The sequence below is a fragment of the Catellatospora bangladeshensis genome, assembly GCF_016862575.1.
Classification (GTDB): Bacteria; Actinomycetota; Actinomycetes; order Mycobacteriales; family Micromonosporaceae; genus Catellatospora; species Catellatospora bangladeshensis.
In genome coordinates, this window is the sequence record NZ_BONF01000042.1 from 92,408 (window position 1) to 110,878 (window position 18,471).

The 18,471-nt window shown below is 72.9% G+C and carries 16 protein-coding genes and 2 riboswitches; of the genes, 9 read left to right on the plus strand and 7 right to left on the minus strand.

Annotated elements, in window-relative coordinates:
• Positions 1-206 precede the first annotated feature (206 nt).
• From Cba03nite_RS31545 to Cba03nite_RS31560, 4 genes are all read left to right on the plus strand, one after another.
• The gene (locus tag Cba03nite_RS31545) at positions 207-1,763 is read left to right on the plus strand and encodes an IucA/IucC family protein (RefSeq protein ID WP_203754120.1); all 1,557 of its coding nucleotides are present in this window, start codon (positions 207-209) and stop codon (positions 1,761-1,763) included.
• Positions 1,763-3,376: an IucA/IucC family protein gene (locus Cba03nite_RS31550; RefSeq protein ID WP_203754123.1), complete on the plus strand. Its 1,614-nt coding sequence runs from the start codon at positions 1,763-1,765 to the stop codon at positions 3,374-3,376. Before Cba03nite_RS31545 ends, Cba03nite_RS31550 begins: the two co-directional genes overlap by 1 nt.
• A gap of 48 nt (positions 3,377-3,424) precedes the next feature.
• A complete protein-coding gene (locus tag Cba03nite_RS31555) occupies positions 3,425-4,609 on the plus strand; it encodes an alanine racemase (RefSeq protein WP_203754126.1) in 1,185 nt (394 codons plus the stop codon).
• A 241-nt stretch (positions 4,610-4,850) separates the two neighbouring features.
• Positions 4,851-6,503, plus strand: coding sequence for a substrate-binding and VWA domain-containing protein (locus tag Cba03nite_RS31560; RefSeq protein WP_203754129.1), 1,653 nt, complete (start codon positions 4,851-4,853; stop codon positions 6,501-6,503).
• Between the two features lie 86 nt (positions 6,504-6,589).
• Here Cba03nite_RS31560 and Cba03nite_RS31565 read toward each other — a convergent pair whose 3' ends face one another.
• Complete coding sequence (locus tag Cba03nite_RS31565; RefSeq protein WP_203754132.1) at positions 6,590-7,798, minus strand: chorismate-binding protein; 1,209 nt, start codon at positions 7,796-7,798, stop codon at positions 6,590-6,592.
• A gap of 175 nt (positions 7,799-7,973) precedes the next feature.
• On the opposite strand from Cba03nite_RS31565, the gene Cba03nite_RS31570 reads away from it, so the two are divergent.
• On the plus strand, positions 7,974-8,171 hold the full coding sequence (locus Cba03nite_RS31570; RefSeq protein WP_120321268.1) for a DUF5999 family protein: 198 nt from the start codon (positions 7,974-7,976) through the stop codon (positions 8,169-8,171).
• Positions 8,172-8,294: 123 nt separating this feature from the next.
• On the opposite strand, the gene gcvP is transcribed toward Cba03nite_RS31570, so the two are convergent.
• The 4 genes from gcvP to Cba03nite_RS31590 form a co-directional block, all read right to left on the minus strand.
• A complete protein-coding gene (gcvP, locus tag Cba03nite_RS31575) occupies positions 8,295-11,099 on the minus strand; it encodes an aminomethyl-transferring glycine dehydrogenase (RefSeq protein ID WP_203754135.1) in 2,805 nt (934 codons plus the stop codon).
• A gap of 66 nt (positions 11,100-11,165) precedes the next feature.
• Positions 11,166-11,254, minus strand: a riboswitch (glycine riboswitch).
• Positions 11,255-11,454: 200 nt separating this feature from the next.
• Positions 11,455-12,432, minus strand: coding sequence for a zinc-binding dehydrogenase (locus Cba03nite_RS31580; RefSeq protein ID WP_203754138.1), 978 nt, complete (start codon positions 12,430-12,432; stop codon positions 11,455-11,457).
• A gap of 57 nt (positions 12,433-12,489) precedes the next feature.
• Entirely contained in the window at positions 12,490-12,990 is a 501-nt protein-coding gene (locus tag Cba03nite_RS31585) for an HIT family protein (protein WP_203754141.1), read from the minus strand.
• 43 nt (positions 12,991-13,033) lie between these two features.
• On the minus strand, positions 13,034-13,438 hold the full coding sequence (locus tag Cba03nite_RS31590; protein WP_203754143.1) for a hypothetical protein: 405 nt from the start codon (positions 13,436-13,438) through the stop codon (positions 13,034-13,036).
• Between the two features lie 74 nt (positions 13,439-13,512).
• Between Cba03nite_RS31590 and Cba03nite_RS31595 the strand changes: the two genes are divergently transcribed.
• Positions 13,513-14,007, plus strand: coding sequence for a molybdenum cofactor biosysynthesis protein (locus Cba03nite_RS31595; RefSeq protein WP_203754145.1), 495 nt, complete (start codon positions 13,513-13,515; stop codon positions 14,005-14,007).
• Between the two features lie 141 nt (positions 14,008-14,148).
• On the opposite strand, the gene Cba03nite_RS31600 is transcribed toward Cba03nite_RS31595, so the two are convergent.
• Complete coding sequence (locus Cba03nite_RS31600) at positions 14,149-14,853, minus strand: nicotinamide mononucleotide transporter family protein (protein WP_203754147.1); 705 nt, start codon at positions 14,851-14,853, stop codon at positions 14,149-14,151.
• A 171-nt stretch (positions 14,854-15,024) separates the two neighbouring features.
• Positions 15,025-15,151, minus strand: a riboswitch (FMN riboswitch).
• Between the two features lie 66 nt (positions 15,152-15,217).
• Positions 15,218-15,685, minus strand: coding sequence for a GNAT family N-acetyltransferase (locus tag Cba03nite_RS31605; protein ID WP_203754149.1), 468 nt, complete (start codon positions 15,683-15,685; stop codon positions 15,218-15,220).
• Between the two features lie 341 nt (positions 15,686-16,026).
• Between Cba03nite_RS31605 and Cba03nite_RS31610 the strand changes: the two genes are divergently transcribed.
• The 3 genes from Cba03nite_RS31610 to Cba03nite_RS31620 all read left to right on the plus strand — a co-directional run bounded on the left by Cba03nite_RS31610 (position 16,027) and on the right by Cba03nite_RS31620 (position 18,420).
• The gene (locus Cba03nite_RS31610) at positions 16,027-16,608 is read left to right on the plus strand and encodes a dihydrofolate reductase family protein (RefSeq protein ID WP_203754151.1); all 582 of its coding nucleotides are present in this window, start codon (positions 16,027-16,029) and stop codon (positions 16,606-16,608) included.
• A 106-nt stretch (positions 16,609-16,714) separates the two neighbouring features.
• A complete protein-coding gene (mgrA, locus tag Cba03nite_RS31615; RefSeq protein ID WP_203754153.1) occupies positions 16,715-17,722 on the plus strand; it encodes an L-glyceraldehyde 3-phosphate reductase in 1,008 nt (335 codons plus the stop codon).
• Positions 17,722-18,420, plus strand: coding sequence for a nucleotidyltransferase domain-containing protein (locus Cba03nite_RS31620; RefSeq protein ID WP_203754155.1), 699 nt, complete (start codon positions 17,722-17,724; stop codon positions 18,418-18,420). Before mgrA ends, Cba03nite_RS31620 begins: the two co-directional genes overlap by 1 nt.
• Positions 18,421-18,471 lie beyond the last annotated feature (51 nt).

An 18,471-nucleotide genomic window follows, 5' to 3' on the forward strand; every position in this document is an offset into this window, starting at 1 on the left:
CTGCCCGCACCCACGGCGAGAGTTAAGAAGGGCACCTTCTACTACGGAAACCGTTAACAAGGTGCCCTTCCTTTCGTGGAGGGCGTCACGGTCTGTAAGCGGTCCTAGGACGCTAGGGTGAGGGGCGGGTGGCTGGCCGGGTGCGGCTCTCGTGGTCCACACTGGATCTCCAAGCTGCCGGGACGAGGGGGCCGACCATCAACACCGTGCCTAGGGTGACCGACTCGATGGCCGGCGCGCGTGCCGCGATCCTGGCCCGGCTGTGGGGGGCGCTGGTGCGCGAGCCGCTGCCGGGTGTGCAGCGGCAGGCGTACGGCGGCGACACCCGGGTCACCCTCCCGGGCGGCGAGCGGATCATCGGCTCGACGGCGCTGGCGCTGCCGTTCGCGGTGCCGCCGGAGGGGATGCGCCTGGTCACCGACACGGTCGCGGTCGACGATCCGGTGGAGCTGCTGCGGGCGGTGCGGCTGCCCGGTGACGCGGTGCGGCTGGCCACGGAGATCCGGAGCAGCCTGGCCGGGCTGGCGCTGGCCCGCGCCGCGCAGCCGGGCCCCCAGGGCGGGCCGCCGGCCCTGGAGGTGCTGGCCGGGCGGGCCGACGGGCTCGCGCTGCTGGAGCAGTCCGTCGTGGACGGTCACCCGCTGCACCCCTGCTGCCGCACCCGCATCGGCATGAGCGAGGCCGAGATGCTGGCGTACGCCCCCGAGCACCGCCCCACGGTGACGCTGGAGGTGTACGCCGTGCCCCCGAAGCGCTGGCTGACCACGGGCGCGGGGCTCGCGCCGCGGCTGCCGGTGCACCCGTGGCAGCGTGAGCACGTGCTGTCGGCGTACCCGTTCCTGAAGCCCACCGGCGAGAAGATCGCCGCCCGGCCGCTGATGTCGCTGCGCACGCTCGCGGCGGTGGGCGACCCGACCCGGCACTACAAGACCGCCGTCGACGTGCAGATGACCAGCGCCGTGCGCATCGTCTCCCCCGCCGCCGTGCGCAACGGGCCGGTCGTGTCCCGGCTGCTGACCACGCTGTCGGCCGACCTCGGGCTCAAGGTGTGGCCGGAGCTCGCGGCCGGCGCGGTGCTCGGCGACGACGGCACGCCGCTGCGCAGCCTGGCCGTGGTGGCCCGGCGCGCGCCCCGGCCCGGCCCGAACGAGGTGATCCTGCCGATCGCCGCGCTGGCCGCGCCGTCCCCCGCGGACGGGCGGCCGCTGATCCGCGAGGCGGTGACCCTCGGCTACGGCGGGCACCCGGCGGGCTTCCTCGCCGACCTGGCCGCGCTGGTCGTGCCGGTGCTGCTCACGCTGCTGCACCGGGGCGCCGCGCTGGAGGCCCACGGCCAGAACCTCCTGGTCACCCTCAGCCACGGCCGCCCCACCGGGCTGTCCTATCGCGACGTCGGCGGGGTGCGGCTGAGCCCGCAGCGGCTGCGCCGCCACGGCGCCGACGTCCCGGCCCTGCACGGCGACCTGGCCTCTGACGACCCGGCCGAGCTGCGCGCCAAGGTGCTGGCCTCGGGTTTCGCGGTCGCGCTCGGCGAGCCGATCGCGGTGCTGTCCCGGGAGTACGGCGTCGTCCCCGACCTGCTGTGGCGCCTGGTCCGCGAGCGGGTGGAGGTGGTGTACGACGGCCTGCCGCCGAACGCCGTGGCCGACGCGCGCGCCGTGCTCGGCGAGCCGCTGCCGCTGAAGGCGACCACGGCGATGCGCCTGGCCGCCGACCCGCTCACCGACGTGTGGGCGTCCCTGCCGAACCCGCTGGCCGCCTGATGCGCCCGCTCACCGACCCGATCGGCGCGGAACTCGCCGAACTCGCCCCGCACCTGCTCGACGGGTATGCCGCCGCGCTGCCCCGGGCCCGGGTCACGGTGGCGACCCGGCTGGCCGAGGCGCTGTGGCGGGAGGACCTCGGCGACGCCCGAGCCCGTTTCCGCGGGCGGCGCCACGCGTTCGACCGGGTGCTGCTCGACCCGGTCGACGCCGACCCGGTCGACCTGGTGTCCCACGAGGGGCTGCGCGCGGAGCTGGACAGCGCGGTGCACGGGCTCGCGCTCGCGTACGCCCGCCGGTCCGAACAGGACCCGGGACATCGCGCCGCCGCGGCCGCCAACGGGGTCGCCGACCTGCCCGCGCTGCTCGACGGCGCGCCGCCCGACGAGCGCACGGTGCGGCTGGAGCAGCTCGCGGTCGAGGGGCACAACCTGCACCCGTGCGGGCGCACCCGGCTCGGCTGGGGCACCGGCGACATGATCGCCCACGATCTGGAGAGCGAGTCGACCGCGATCGGGTTCCTCTCCGTGCGGCCGGAGCTGGCGCTGGGCGACGACCTGTCCGAGCGGCTCGGCGTGGCCGTGCCCGGCGGGCGGCGGCTGCTGCCCGTGCACATCTGGCAGCTGCGCCACCTGACCGGCCGCCACCCGGAGCTGTTCGCCGACGGCACGCTGCGCGTGCTCGACCAGGTGCTGCCCGCCCGGCCCACCGCCGCGCTGCGCACCGTGCTGCCCGCGGGCGCGACCTATCTCAAACTGTCGCTGGACATCCAGGTCACCTCGACCCGGCGCAGCATCTCCATCGCCTCCACCCGCAACGGCCCGGAGCTGAGCCGGGTGCTGTCGCGGCTGCTGGAGCGGGTGCCCGGCGGCGAGCGCGTGCTGCTGATGGCCGAGCCGATGGGCGTCGCCGGGCTGCTGGAGGACGGCCGCCAGCTGAGCACCATCGCCCGCGACGGCCTGGGCGGGCGGCTGGCCCCCGGCGAGCAGCCGTATCCGGCCAGCGCGCTGGCCGCGACCGACCCGGTGACCGGCCGTACGCTGCTCGCGGGCCTGGTCGACCGGTACGCGCGCACCCGGGGCGGCTCCTCGTCGGCCGCGGCGGCGGGGTTCCTGGGCGAGTACGCCGCGCTGCTGCTGCCGCCGGTGCTGGCGCTGGCCGCCCGGCACGGCATCGGCCTGGAGGCGCACCTGCAGAACTGCGTGCCCACCTTCGTGGGCGGCGTGCCGCACCGGCTTGCCCTGCGGGACCTGGCCGGGCTGCGGGTACACCAGCCGCGCCTCGCCGCCTCGGGAGCTTCGCTGCACCTGTGGCCCGGTTCGGTGATCGGCACCGAGGACGAGGCCGTGCTGCTGGCGAAGGTGGCGTACACCGCGTTCCAGGCGCACCTGGGCGAGCTGGTGCTGCGGCTGGGCCAGTCGCACGCGCTCGACGAGGCCGCCGCCTGGCAGATCGTCCGCGACGTGGTCGACGAGGCCCTGGCCGGCCACCCCGACCACGCCTTCTACACCGCGCCCACGGTGCCCCACAAGGCGCTCACCCGGATGCGGCTGGCCGGGGCAGGCGACCTCTACGTGCCCGTGCAGAACCCGCTGCACGACCCCCTGCGGTGATCGGCACCTCCACCGTGCTGTTCTAACGGCATGGCGGAAGCTTCGATCATGAGTGGTGGCGGCGGGAGCGGGCGGGCGGCCGTGCCGGAGCGGGTCGCGGCGGCGGTGCGCGGGCTGGCGTCGCCGGTGTGCGCGTACGTGTACGACCCGGCCGTGCTCGCCGCGCGGGTCGCCGCGCTGCGGGCGGCGCTGCCGGGGGTGACCGTCTGCTACGCGGTCAAGGCCAACGGGCACCCGGCGATCGTCGCGGCGGCTGCCGCGGCCTGCGACGGGCTGGAGGTCGCCTCGGGCGGCGAGCTGGCCCTGGCCGAGGCGGCGGACGCGCGCCGGATCGTGTTCGGCGGCCCGGCCAAGACCGACGCCGAGCTGGCCCACGCGCTGCGCCTGGGCGCGACGGTGAACGTGGAGAGCCCGCACGAGCTGCGCCGCCTCAGCCTGCTCGCGGATCGGGCCGGGACGACCGCGACGATCACGCTGCGGGTCAACCGCGCCGGGGCGGCGCTGCCCGGCACGCACGCGATGACCGGCGCGCCGACGCCGTTCGGGGTGGACGAGGCGCAGCTGCCCGAGGTGGTGGCGCTGGCCCGGTCGCTGCCGGGGCTGGACCTGGCCGGCTGGCACCTGCACGCGGTGTCCAACAACCTCGACGCCGCCGCGCACAGCGCGTTCCTGGCCGAGGCGCTGCGCTGGTCGGCGGCCACGTCGAAGGAGCTGGGCGTGCCGCTGCGTACGGTCAACGCGGGCGGCGGCTTCGGCGTCGACTACACCGGCGGCGCGGCGTTCCCGCTGGACGAGCTGCGGGTGGCGGTGCCGGAGGGGGTCGAGCTGGTGGTGGAGCCCGGCCGGTGGCTGGCCGCCGACACGGGCTGGTACGCCGCCGAGGTGCTCGACCTCAAGCACACGCACGGGCGCTGGTTCGCGGTGCTGCGCGGCGGCACCCACCACTTCCGGCTGCCCGCCGCGTGGGGTTACAGCCACCCGTTCACGGTGCTGCCGGTGGAGCGGTGGGACTACCCCTGGGCGCGGCCGGAGGTGGGCGGGGTCGCGGTGGACGCGGCCGGCGAGCTGTGCACGCCGCGCGACGTGCTGACCCGCGGCCAGGAGGTGGATCGGCTGCGCGCCGGCGACGTGCTGCTGTTCGCCCGCACCGGGGCGTACGGGTGGGACATCTCGCACCACGGGTTCCTGCGCCATCCGCAGCCGGACTTCGTCGTGCTCGACCGCGCAGAGTGACCCTGCGGTGTACCCAGCGAATCGGATGATCACGAGTCGGTCCGGGCTGTTCGGCCCGGCTTGACAGCGTCCTAGACTGTGCCGGTCCACCACCGGTGTGTGGTGCGATACACCCCCCTCAACGCCCCCCTCGACACCCCTGAAAGCGGAGGCCCCGATGCCGAACGGCCGTAGCTCCGCGGTCCGATCGCACCGGCGCGGCGGCCGGAAGCGCCGCATCGCACCTTGGATCGTCATCCCGATGTCGGTCGTGCTGGTCGGTTCCGGTCTGACCATCGGGTACGTATACCTGATCAAGAACGCGTGCAGCGGCAGCGCCCAGGCCACCGTCGTGGCCGCGCCCGGCACGGCCCAGCTGTTGCGCTCCCTGGCCGACAAGTGGTCCGACACCAACCCGTCCGTCGACGGCATCTGCGCCTCGGTGCAGATCGGTGAGCAGGAGACCGCCGCGACCGTGCAGGCGCTGGCGCACGACTGGGACACGGCCACCTCCGGCCCCGCGCCCGACGTGTGGGTGCCGCCGTCGAGCGCCTGGGTCAAGGCCGCCGCCGCCAAGAGCGCCGTCGCCGACCAGCTGCTGCCCGACCGCCTGCCCAGCGTGGCGCGTACGCCCGTGGTCATCGCGATGCCGAAGGCCGCCGCGGAGACGTTCGGCTGGCCCGACGCGCAGCTGGACTGGAAGGACCTGCTGGACAAGCTCGCGCAGAACTCGTCGGTCAAGGTCGGCATGAGCAACCCCGCCACCTCCACCGCGGGCCTGCTGGCGCTGTCGGCGATCATCGACGCGGACGACAACACCGAGGTCGACCCGACCGAGCTGGGCCGCGTGTTCTCGCTGGAGCAGCGCCTGGCCGTCTACACCAGCACCACCGACGAGCTGTTCGCCGAGTACGTCAAGGGCGCGGGCAAGACCGTCAACGCGTTCCCGGCGCTGGAGCAGGACATCGTGCGGCACAACGCCGAGCACCCCGACCTGCCGCTGGTCGCCCTCTACCCGAAGAACGCCACCACCGAGGCGGACAACCCGTACCTGGTGCTGAAGAACGCGGGCTGGACCAGCCCGGAGCGGATCGGCGCGGCCGAGGCCTTCCTGAACTACATCAGCGGCGACGCGGCCCGCGACGCCGTGCGCGAGCAGGGCTACCGCGACTCCAACCGGGTGCCCGGCCCGAAGCTGACCCCGGCCAACGGCGTGGTCAGCAAGCTGACCGCGCTGCCCGGCGGCGTGCTGCTGTCCGAGTCGATCACCCGGACCGTGGACACCTGGACCGCGCTGACCCGGCCCACCAACATGCTGATGGTGCTCGACGTGTCGGGCTCCATGGGCGGCCTGGTGCGCGGCACCGGTCAGACGAAGCTGGACCTGACCAAGGCCGGGGCGCGCGAGGCCGTCGACATGTTCGGCGACGACGTGCAGATGGGCCTGTGGGTGTTCTCCTCGCAGCAGTCGGGCACCAAGGCCTACCGCGAGGTGGTCAGCCTGGGCAAGCTCACCGACGACGTGGACGGCAAGTCGCGCCGTGCCCAGCTCAAGAGCAGGCTCAACGGCCTCGAGCCGGGCGGCAACACCGGCATGTACGACACGGTGTGGGCGGCGTACCAGAACATGCAGAAGAACTACGTCGAGGGCGCGACCAACATGATCGTGCTGCTGTCCGACGGCGCCGACGACGACCAGCTGCAGGGCCTCAAGCTCGACCAGCTCGTCGACAAGATCAAGAACGCCGACGGCAACAAGCCGGTCAAGGTGATCACGATCGCCCTCGGCAAGCCGTCGAACAGCGCCGCGATGGCGAAGATCTCGTCCGCCACCGGCGTCAACACGTACAGCTCCGAGCGCTCGTACGACATCGGCAACGTCCTGCGCGCCGCCATCTTCGACTTCCAGGAGTGACCCCGGCGCGCAACCCTTGACGACTCGCGGCCACAGGCATGTCCTGTGGCCGCGATCGTTCAAGAGTCGCGTGACGAAGGGGGGCGTCAGACCAGGCCGTGGAGGAGGGCGCGGACGGGGGCTGCCTTGGCGGCGGCCTCGGCGACCTCGGCGGCGGGGTCGGAGTCGATGGTGATGCCGCCGCCCGCCCACACGTGCACGTCGTCGCCGTCGGCGACCACGGTGCGGATGGTCAGGCCGAGATCGATCCCCGTGGGGCCGATCCAGCCCAGCGCGCCCATGCTGACGCCGCGGCCGACCGGCTCCAGCGCGGCGATCTCGCGCAGCGCGGCGAGCTTCGGCGCGCCGGTGACCGAGCCGCCCGGGCAGACCGCGCGCAGCAGCTCGGCCAGGCCGGTGCCGGGCCGGACCAGGCAGGTCACCTCGGATTCAGCCTGCCACAGGTCGGCCCAGCGGCGCACCGCGAACAGCTCCGGCACCCGCACCGAGCCGGTGACGGCGACGTGGGACAGGTCGTTGCGCTGCAGGTCGACGATCATGATGTGCTCGGCGCGTTCCTTGGGCGAGGCGAGCAGCTCCGCGCGCCCGGCCGCGGTGGCCGGGGCGGTGCCCTTGATGGGCCGGGTCACCGCGCGGCCGTCGCGCACCTCCAGCAGCGTCTCCGGGGAGGCGCAGCCGATCGCCCAGCCCTCGCCTTGCAGGATGCCGGCGTAGCGGGCGCCGGGCAGCCGGGCGAGGCGGCGCAGCGCGGGCAGCGGGTCGCCCGCGTACGCCGCGCATGCGTGGCCGACCAGGTTGACCTGGTAGACGTCACCGCGCGCGATCGCCTCCCGGACCTCCTGGACCGCCTGGGCATGGCGCGAAGGGGTCCAGGACGCCCGCCACGGGCCCAGCCGCCAGGGACCGGCAGATCGGTCGAACGCGCCACCCTGGGGCTCCGGCGGGCGTACGGTTGCGGCGTGTTCGTAGACCACGACGACCACGTCCGGCACGGCCGGCGCGGGGCTGGGCGCCCCGGCGGCACCGCCGATCATGGCGGCTCCGCCCGCGGCCGAGACGAACAGCGCCGCGCCGCAGACCTCGTGGTCCCCCGGATCACCCGTCCGGGCCGACAGATCACGGACAGCCAGCCCGTGGCGGGTCAGGAACGCCTCCACCAGGGCGGACGGGTCGCCAGGGTCGCCCCGCCGCCACTCCAGCCGGGAGCGTTCCCACGCATGGTCACGACACACTGCCGGAATGCCAGGAATATCCCTGGCCGTCCCGTGGGTAGGAGCTAGACCGACCGGCTTCATTCCGCTCGTCCGAAAGGTTGATTGTTAGAAAAGGCCTGCGTTACGTGCTCGTAAAAGGCTCGTTCGACTTGGTAGCGTGCGTCACTGTTGTGATCGACAGCACACCGGCGCCGGACAGTCTCTGACCGAGCTTCCAACGCCACCACCCCTAACCGAATCGCGGAGAACCCCGATGTTGTGCCAGCACCAACCGGTCTGCCCCTCAGCCGACGCGATCGACCACGACGCCGCGAAGGTCGTCGCATCCTTCCCTGAGCAGGGCTGGAGCCTGCTCTGCAACGGCGTCATCGTCTTCGAGGACACCGGCGAACTGCTCCCCGACGGGTCGAGCATCGCTCCGCACCGCGGCCCCGCGGTGCACGCCATGGCCTGATCCTTCGGCCCTCACCTGGGGCGCGACGACGCGCCCCGAAGATCAAGCACATTCTCGCACCCGAAGCGCCGGCCCGAAGCCCGCGTCCCGCAGGACGCCTCCCCGGGCCGGCGACGTCAGACCTCAGGCGAAAGCCTCCGGCGGCGGGCACGAGCAGACCAGGTTGCGGTCGCCGTACGCCCCGTCGATCCGCCGGACCGGCGGCCAGTACTTTCCGGCGCGCTCGGACGCGCCCGCCAGCCCCGGGTAGGCCGCCACCGAGCGCGGGTACGCGTGCTCCCAGGAGTCCCCAGTCACCATCGACGCCGTGTGCGGCGCGTTGACCAGCGGGTTGTCCCCGGCCGGCCACTCACCCGCGCCCACCTTGTCGATCTCGCGGCGGATCGAGATCATCGCGTTCACGAAGCGGTCCAGCTCGCCCAGGTCCTCGCTCTCGGTCGGCTCCACCATCAGGGTGCCCGCCACCGGGAACGACATGGTCGGCGCGTGGAAGCCGTAGTCGATCAGGCGCTTGGCCACGTCGTCCACGGTCACGCCGGTCGCCTTGGTGATCGGCCGCAGGTCGAGGATGCACTCGTGCGCGACCAGGCCCTTGTTGCCGCTGTACAGCACCGGGTAGTGCTCGCGCAGCCGCGCCGCGACGTAGTTCGCCGCCAGCACCGCGGTGCCGGTCGCCGCCGCCAGGCCCTCCGGGCCCATCATGCGCAGGTACGCCCACGGAATCGGCAGGATGCCCGCGCTGCCGTGCGGGGCCGCGCTGATCGCCGACACGTCCGACGAGCCCGGCAGGTAGGGAGCCAGGTGCGAGCGCACCGCGACCGGCCCGACGCCGGGGCCGCCGCCGCCGTGCGGGATGCAGAACGTCTTGTGCAGGTTCAGGTGCGACACATCGGCGCCGAACTTGCCCGGCTTGGCGAAGCCGACCAGCGCGTTCAGGTTCGCGCCGTCGACGTACACCTGGCCGCCCGCCTCGTGCACCTTCGCGCACAGCGAGGCGATGCCGGTCTCGTACACGCCGTGCGTCGACGGGTAGGTGACCATGATCGCGGCGAGGTCGTCGCGGTGCTTCTCGATCGCCCGGTCCAGGTCGACCAGGTCCACGTTGCCGGAGTCGTCGCAGGCCACCACGACCACGCGCATGCCGGCCATCACGGCGCTGGCCGCGTTGGTGCCGTGCGCGCTGGACGGGATCAGGCACACGTCGCGGTGCGCCTCGCCGTTGGCGCGGTGGTACGCCCGGATCGCCAGCAGGCCGGCCAGCTCGCCCTGCGAACCGGCGTTCGGCTGCACGCTGACCGCGTCGTAGCCGGTGACCTCGGCCAGCCATGCCTCCAGCTGCCCGATCATGTCCCGGTAGCCGGCGGTCTGGTGCTTCGGCGCGAACGGGTGCAGCTGACCGAACTCCGGCCAGGTGACCGCCTCCATCTCCGTGGTGGCGTTGAGCTTCATGGTGCACGAGCCCAGCGGGATCATGCCCCGGTCCAGCGCGTAGTCCAGGTCGGACAGGCGGCGCAGGTAACGCAGCATGGCCGTCTCGGAGTGGTGGCTGCGGAACACCTCGTGGGTCAGGAACTCCGTATCGCGCACCAGGTGCGCCGGGATCGCGGTCGCCTCCCGCGGCTCGGCCAGCTCCACCCCGAACGCGGCGCAGACCGCCGCCAGGTGGGCGACCGTGGTGGTCTCGTCGCAGGAGACGCCGACCCGGTCCGCGTCGATCAGGCGCAGGTTGATGCCGTCGCGCTCGGCGGCGGCGACCACGGTCTCCGCGCGGCCCGGCACGACGGCCGTCACGGTGTCGAAGAACGCGGTGTGCGCGATCTCCACACCGCCGGTGAGCAGGCTGACCGCCAGGCGGCTGGCGCTGTCGTGGGCGTGCTTCGCGATCTTCGTCAGGCCCGCCGGGCCGTGGTAGACGGCGTACATGCTGGCCATGACGGCGAGCAGCACCTGCGCGGTGCAGATGTTGCTGGTCGCCTTCTCACGGCGGATGTGCTGCTCACGGGTCTGCAGCGCGAGCCGGTACGCCTTCGTGCCGTCGACGTCCTTGGAGACGCCGACCAGGCGGCCGGGCAGCGAGCGCTCCAGCCCGGCACGTACGGCCAGGTAGCCGGCGTGCGGGCCGCCGAAGCCCATCGGCACGCCGAAGCGCTGGGCGCTGCCGCAGGCGATGTCGGCGCCGATGCTGCCCGGCGCGCGCACGATGGTCAGCGCCAGCAGGTCGGCGGCCACCGAGACCAGGGCCTGGCGGGCGTGCGCGGTCTCGATCAGCGCCGCGTGGTCGCGCAGCGCGCCGGAGGCGCCCGGATACTGCAGCTGCAGGCCGAAGAACTCCTCGGGCAGCTGCTCGGTGTCCAGGTCGAGCACGCGCACCTCGATGCCGAGCGGCTCGGCGCGGGTGGTGATCACGTCGATGGTCTGCGGGAGGGTGTCCGCATCCACCACGAAGACGTTGCTCTTGCTCTTGGCCGAGCGGCGGGCCAGCGTCATCGCCTCGGCGGCGGCGGTGCCCTCGTCCAGCATCGAGGCGTTCGCGGTGGCCAGGCCGGTCAGGTCGGTGACCACGGTCTGGAAGTTGAGCAGGGCCTCCAGCCGCCCCTGGCTGATCTCCGGCTGGTACGGCGTGTAGGCCGTGTACCAGGCCGGGCTCTCCAGCACGTTGCGCTTGATCACGCCGGGGGTGTGCGTGCCGTAGTAGCCCAGGCCGATCATGGAAGTGGCCACGGTGTTGCGGGCGGCGAAGGCGCGCAGCTCGGCGAGGGTCTCGGCCTCGGTCGCGGCGGCGGGCAGGTCCAGCGCCCCGTGCCAGCGGATCACCTCGGGGATGGCGGCGTCCATCAGCTCCTCGATCGAGGAGTAGCCGATGGCGTTGAGCATTTTCTCGGTCTGGTCGGGACCGGGGCCGATGTGACGTTCGACGAAAGCGCTCATGTGAGACTCCGGGGTCGAGGACGTGTGAGGTCCTCCCCCTCTGTCGCGGCGTCGCTCCAGAGTCGCCTGCCCGTTGCGGTCCGGGTGCCTGAGAGGTTCCGGGGAGGAATTGCCCCTTCGGCGCCGCTGCACGCGGTCTCTCCCGCACGGGTGTGCCGGCAACGCCAACGCTACCAGCCCCCGCATTTCCGCACCGTAACCTATGCCACTCCCCACCACCCGCGTCGATCTCCCCAGCTCGCCCGCTCGCCCCGCGCCAAGATCGCGTCGATCTTGCATGAACTGTTGCCCTTTTGCCCGGATAGCGCGTGTCGCACCCACAGTCCACGCAAGATCGACGCGGGAGAGGGCGGGGTCACGGGATCAGGATCACCTTGCCGACGGTGGCGCGGGACTGCAGGGCGGTGTGGGCGCGGGGCGCGTCGGACAGGGGGAACTCGGTGAGGGCGGGGGTGAACCAGCCCTCGGCGGCCTCGCGGAGGGCCTGCTCCTCCAGCGGGCGGAGGCCGCCGACGACCTTGAGCATCGCGGGGCCGAGGGCCGAGGAGGCGGTGATGCCGCGGACGTAGAGGTCCTGGGTGGTGATCTCCGTTGCGCTGCCGGCGGACCAGCCGAAGATCAGGAAGCGGCCGGCCGGGGCGAGCAGCTCCAGCGCGGCCCTGCCCTCGGCCCCGCCCACTCCGTCCAGCACCACGGTCAGGTCGCGCTCGCCCAGCTCGGCGCGCACCTTGTCAGCCCAGCCGGGCGCGCGGTAGTCGACGGCGATGTCGGCGCCGTTGCGCTGCACCCGGGCCACCTTGCCGGGGCCGCCCGCCGCGCCCACGACCAGTGCCCCGGCGCGCTGGGCCGCCTGCACGAACAGCGTGCCCAGGCCGCCGGCCGCGCCGGTGACCAGCACCGCGTCGCCCTCCTGGAGCTTCGCCAGGCGCAGCACACCGACGGCGGTGCGGCCGGTGCCGATCATGGCAACTGCCGCGGCGGCGCTGAGCCGCTCCGGGATCTCGTGCAGGGCGGTCTGCGCGGCGACGGCACGCTCGGCGTACCCACCGCTGGTCATGCCCAGGTGGGCGACGACGCGGCGGCCCAGCCACGACGGGTCGGCGCCCGGCCCGGCGGCCGCCACCCGGCCGGCGACCTCGCGACCGGGGGTCATCGGCAGCTGCGGCAGCGGGAACGGAACTGCTCCGCCGCCGCGGATCGTGGTGTCGATGAGGTGTACGCCCGCTGCCTCGACCTCGATCAGCACCTGGCCCTCGCCCGGGACCGGGTCGGGGACCTCCTCGTAGCGCAGGTTCTCGGCCGGGCCGAACTCGTACTGGCGGATGGCGCGCATGGTCACTCCTGGTCGCGTCGGTTGCCGCCGACGTTAGGACTTCAAGCTGACTTGAGGTCAAGCCGCCAGCGCGGCCCGGATGCGTCCGGCCAGCTCCGCCGTCTGCGCCGGGGTCAGCTCGAGGATGCCGTGCTCGGCCATCAGCGCGTGGAACTGCTGCTGCTCGTAGGGCACCCCCGGCGGCAGCGGCGCGACATGCCAGTGCACGTGGGCGTTGCCCTGCATGCTGCCCAGCGACAGCAGATAGGTGCGCTCCGGCCGGGTCACCGCGGCCACCGCGCGCGCCACCCGGTGCACCACCGCCTGCAACGCCAGATACTCCTCCGCGGTGAGGTCACGGACCACGTCCTCGACATGGCGGCGCGGCACCACCAGCGTGTACCCGGCCAGGGTCGGATAGCGGCTCAGGAACGCCGCGTGCACGCCGTCGTCGTAGAGCAGCTCGTGCTCGTAGTCCGGCTCACCGGCGAGGGTCGCGCAGACGAAGCACGTGCCGGAACGGGACCTGCGCACGTACGCGGCGAGGTCCATCGGCACCCGGCTGCCAAGATCACTCATCCGGGAATGGTAGGCCGCCGGGCGCGGACTTGCTGACCCGTCGCTACGCCCGGCGGCGGCGGATCCGGCCGATCCGCTCGGCCACCACGGCCTCGTCGGACATGCCGAGTTCGGCGCGGCGGCGCAGCTTGTACTCGACGACGCTCGCCAGCGGCGTGTCCCGGCACTTGCGCCAGCGCTTGGTCAGCCACATCGACTTCTTGGCGTACAGCTTCACCTCGGCCCGCTCGGCCGCCTCCGGCTCGGCGGCGCCCGTCGCCGCGGACAGCGCCTGGTGCTCGCGGTGCCGGTCAGCACGGTTCGGCGTGCGCTTGTTCCGTCGGATGCTCTTGCGCGAGCTCTTGTCGTTCTCGCCGTAGTCGTTGCGGCGGTCCCTGGCGTAGCTCAGCGCCTTCTTCTCCTGCGGGGACCTGCGGCGCCCCTGCCACCACTCGATGTCCGTCGGCACGGGGTCACGGTAGGGAACGGCATCGATGATCGGCAACCGGATTCCCTGCGGGCGGGCTCCGTAGAATCGGCGCTGTGCCGCAGATCGTACAGTTGCTGGCCTCGCCCGTACGCCGCTTCCAGGGGCGCCCGGCCGACGGGCCGGACCCGGCCCCGCCGGGCGAACTCGTCCAGGAGGTACGCATCCGGGCCGGGCTGGGCATCGTCGGCGACCGGTACTTCGCCAAGCCCGCCCACCGCGACGCGAGCATCACCGTGATCGCGTCGGAGTCGCTGCCGGAAGGGGCCGACCTGACGCACGTGCGCCGCAACATCCTGACCTCGGGCATCGACGTGGACGCGCTGGTCGGCTCGGTGCTGGTGCTGGACACCGGTGACGGGCCGGTCCGGCTCAAGGTGCAGCGGCCGGCGAACCCGTGCGCCTGGATGGACGCCATGATCGCCCCCGGCGCCTGGCGCGCGCTACGCGGCAGAGGCGGCATCCGGTGCACACCCCTCGACGACGGCGTGCTCCGGATCGGGCCGGTCAAGGTGGCGATCGAGGCGCCACCTGATCCACCGTCAGACTGATCCCCTTGGACGTGCCGGCCCGGCGAAGATCGCCGTCTCGTGTCAGAAGGTGCGGTGAGACCGCAGCTTTCGACACGAGACGGCGATCTTGGCGGGAGCACCGGCTCTGGATCTTGGCGGTGCCCTGTCCGGCCGGGGCGGTCAGGCGGTGGCGGGCTGGTCCAGCGGGGTGGGGCGGGGTGCCGGGCGTTCGGCCGAGCGGAGCCAGACGGTGAAGCCGTAGAGGACCAGGCCGCCGTAGACCAGGTAGAGCACCGCCGACGGGTAGAAGTGCGACTTGATCAGCAGCGGCACGCCCACCGCGTCGACCGCCAGCCAGGCCAGCCAGAAGTCGTGCCAGCCGCGCGCCATGGCGTACGTGGCCACCACCGAGCCGACGAAGATCCACGCGTCGCACCAGTAGTACCAGCGGGGAGCGGGCCAGCCCGCCCCGAACCAGAAGAACACCTGCTGCACGGCGACCACGCCGAGCGCCCACACCGCCAGGAAGGCCAGACGCTCCCGGGCGCCCGCCCAGCGCGGCGTGATCGCCGGAGCGCCCGGCGCCAGCTCGCGGCGGGCCTGCTGCCAGCGCCACCAGCCGTACACACTCGTCACGATGAAGAAGACCTGCCGGCCGGCCTGGCCGAACAGGGTCGTGTGCTGCGGGTTGGCGAACGCCACCCCGAAGAAGACGGTGAACAGCAGCAGGTTGCCGATGATGCCGGCCGGCCACGCCCAGACGCGGCGGCGCAGCCCGCCGATCGCCGAGGCGAAGCCGAACCCGTTGCCGATGATCTCGCGCCACAGGATGTGCTGGTCGAAGACCGTCAGCTGGGCGGAGAAGAGCTGTTCGAGGATGTTCACGGGGCCTCCGGTCGGATCCGGTCGGGTCCCCGGGGAAACCTGGTCGCGCGGGCGCGCACGATCGCACCGCCGGTCGGCCGTGCGTCCGGGCGCGCGGGCACGGCCCGGCACACCCGCGTACGCCCGCGCCCGTGCGGCGTCCACCGCGCAGGCGCGACCGGTGCGGTCGCCGCGTGCTGCCTCCCATCCGGACTTTCACCGTCGGTCCCGGAGTTTCACCGGGTCCACCGGCCGCCGGCTGCGGTCGGGTCGCGGACTGTCACCGCCGGTTCGGAATTGCACCGACCCCGGAGCACGTCGGCGTCAGTCTGCCACGGTGCCCGTGTCCCGCGGCACCCCTGCGTGAGCTAAAGAACTCGCGCGGTCACCCCTGCGGGGCGCGCAGCCACACGTACGGCACCGGCTGGACGCGGTTCCACTCGTCGGCCAGCTCCTGCGGCACGTGCTGGTAGCCCGCGCCGGTGTAGCAGCGCAGGGCGGCCGTGTTGTCCGGGTGCACCCGCATGAACACCTCCGGGTGGTGGTCCCGGGCGCGTGCCGTCAGCTCGGAGACCAGGCGGCGACCCAGGCCGCGGCCGCGGTGGGCGGGGGCGACGATCAGGCGGGCCAGCTCGGCCTCGCCCTCCTCTTCGTCTAGCCACAGCTCGCCGTAGGCGACCGTTTCATCACCTTCGACCAGGAGGTATGCCGTGACGTCGGGCTCGGCGGCCCAGCCGGTCACGGTCTCGGCGGTCACCTCGTCGCGGGAGCACCAGCGGCGGCACTCGTCGGCCGTCCCCGCCCAGCCCGCGACCACGGCCGCGTCCGCCGCCTCCACCATGCGCAAACCCATGCCGGACCCGCCTCCGTCTCGCCCGTCGGCGGCCGATGCTATCGGGGCCGCGCCTATCTCAGCCGGCACGCCCGCCGCAACCGTCGCGGCTGCTGTCGCGCCCGTCCCGGCTCGGCCTCGCGGTGGTGACCGGCCGGGCCAAGATCTGTTTTTGTGGACGCCGGCCGTCGCTATATCAGCGGTAAGCGTCCACGAAAACAGATCTTGGCGGTAGCGCGGGCCCGAAGCGCCGTGGACTCGGCGAAGGCGATCCCCACGCGGTGTCGATCCGGGCGGGCGCCGTTCGTGTAGACGGTGAAGGCCGGTGCGGATCCGGCCGCCGGACGGCAGGAGAAGACGCCATGCGCAAGCTCATCGTGATCGAGTTCGTCACCCTGGACGGGGTCATGCAGGGCCTCGGCTCGCCCGACGAGGACCGCGACGGCGGCTTCGAGCACGGCGGCTGGTCCGCGCCGTACTTCGACGACGTCCAGGCCACCAGCGCGGCCGAAGGGCTGAAGGCGACGACGGCGTACCTGTTCGGCCGCCGCACCTACGAGAAGATGGCCGCGTTCTGGCCGCACCAGCCCGACGAGAACCCGATGGCCGCACACCTCAACGCCACCCCGAAGCACGTCGCCACCCGCACCCTCACCGAGCTGAGCTGGCCCGGCGCGCAGGTGCTCGACGGCGACCTGGCCCCGGCGGTGCGGCGGCTCAAGGCCGAAGGCGAAGGCGTGCTCGCCGTGCTGGGCAGCGGCGCGCTGGTCCAGGAGCTGATCGCGCACGACCTGGTCGACGGCTACCGGCTGTTCGTGCATCCACTGCTGCTCGGCACCGGCAAGCGCCTGTTCCGCGAGCGCCCCCGGCCGCAGCGCCTGACCCTGGTCGACTGCACGCCCACCTCGACCGGCGTGCTCATGCTCGGCTACGACGTGGCGTGAGCCGCGGCTCTCCTTGCCAACAGGTAAGAAGGGCACCTTCTTATACGCATAGCGTTAAGAAGGTGCCCTTCCTTTCGGTGGACGGCGCCGCACTAGGCTGATCGTCATGACGTACGTGGCAGAGCCGAAGCGATACGACGACATGATCTACCGCCGGACCGGGCGCAGCGGGCTGAAGCTGCCGGCGATCTCGCTGGGTCTCTGGCACAACTTCGGGCACGAGCGTCCGTGGGACCGTCAGCGCGAGATCGTGCGGCGCGCGTTCGACCTCGGCGTGACCCACTTCGACCTGGCCAACAACTACGGCCCGCCGCCCGGCGCGGCCGAGGAGAACTTCGGCCGGATGCTCGCCACGGACCTGAAGCCGTACCGGGACGAGCTGGTCATCGCGACGAAGGCCGGCTACGACATGTGGCCCGGCCCGTACGGCGAGTGGGGCTCGCGCAAGTACCTGACCGCGTCGCTGGACCAGTCGCTCAAGCGCATGGGCCTGGACTACGTCGACGTCTTCTACTCGCACCGCTTCGACCCGGACACCCCGCTCGAGGAGACGATGGGCGCCCTGGACGCGGCCGTGCGCGCGGGCAAGGCGCTGTACGTCGGCATCTCCTCGTACACCTCCACCCAGACGCAGCAGGCCGCCGCGATCCTCAAGGACCTGGGCACGCCGCTGCTGATCCACCAGCCGTCGTACTCGATGATCAACCGCTGGACCGAGCGGGACGCGCTGCTGGACACCCTGGAGGAGGTCGGCGCGGGCTGCATCGCGTTCTCGCCGCTGGCGCAGGGCCTGCTCACCGACCGCTACCTGAACGGCGTGCCGGACGACTCGCGCATCCGCACCAGCCGCTTCCTCAACGAGGACGCGCTGACCCCGAGCAACCGGGTCAAGGTCGAGGGCCTCAACGACGTCGCCAAGCGGCGCGGGCAGTCCCTCGCGCAGCTCGCGCTGGCCTGGGCGCTGCGCGACGAGCGGATGACCAGCCTCGTCATCGGCGCGTCCAGCGTGAAGCAGCTGGAGGACAACATCGCGGCGCTGGGCAACCTGCACTTCACGGACGCCGAGCTGACCGAGATCGACCAGTTCGCGACCGAGGCCGAGATCGTCGTCTGATGCTGGAGGAGCAGCACCGGCTCGTCCTGGAGCACAGCATCCTGTCGGTGGTGGTGGGCTCGCGGGCGTACGGCCTGTCGGGCCCCGCCTCCGACACCGACCGCCGCGGCGTGTTCGTCGCGCCCACGAGGCTGTTCTGGGGCCTGGACAAGCCGCCGACGCACGTCGACGGCCCGGCCGAGGAGCAGTTCTCGTGGGAGGTGGAGCGGCTGTGCACGCTGGCGCTCACCGCCAACCCGACGGTCCTCGAATGCCTGTGGTCGCCGCTGGTCGAGAAGCTCACCCCGACGGGCGAACGGCTGCTCGCGGTGCGCGGCGCGTTCCTGTCACAGCGGGCCGCCGAGACCTACGGCCGGTACGCCGCGGACCAGTTCGCGAAGCTGCGGTCGCACCGGGAGCGGACCGGCGAGGTGCGCTGGAAGCAGGCCATGCACATGCTGCGGCTGCTGCGGGCCGGGGCGCACGTGCTGCGCACCGGTGAGGTGCTGGTGGACGTGTCCGACGAGCGCGAGCTGCTGCTGTCGGTCAAGGGCGGCGAGGTGCCGTTCGCCGAGGTGTCGGCGCTGGCCGAGCGGCGCTCGGCGGAGCTGGACGCGGCAGCGGCCGACAGCGTGCTGCCCGCCGAGCCGGACCGGGCCGCGGTGGACGCGTTCCTGGTCGGCGTACGCGAAGAGGGGCTGGGCTCCCCCGTTCGGTGACCGCCTCCCGACAGTCGGGTGATCTTACGACGGTGGACGGTCGTCACGGAT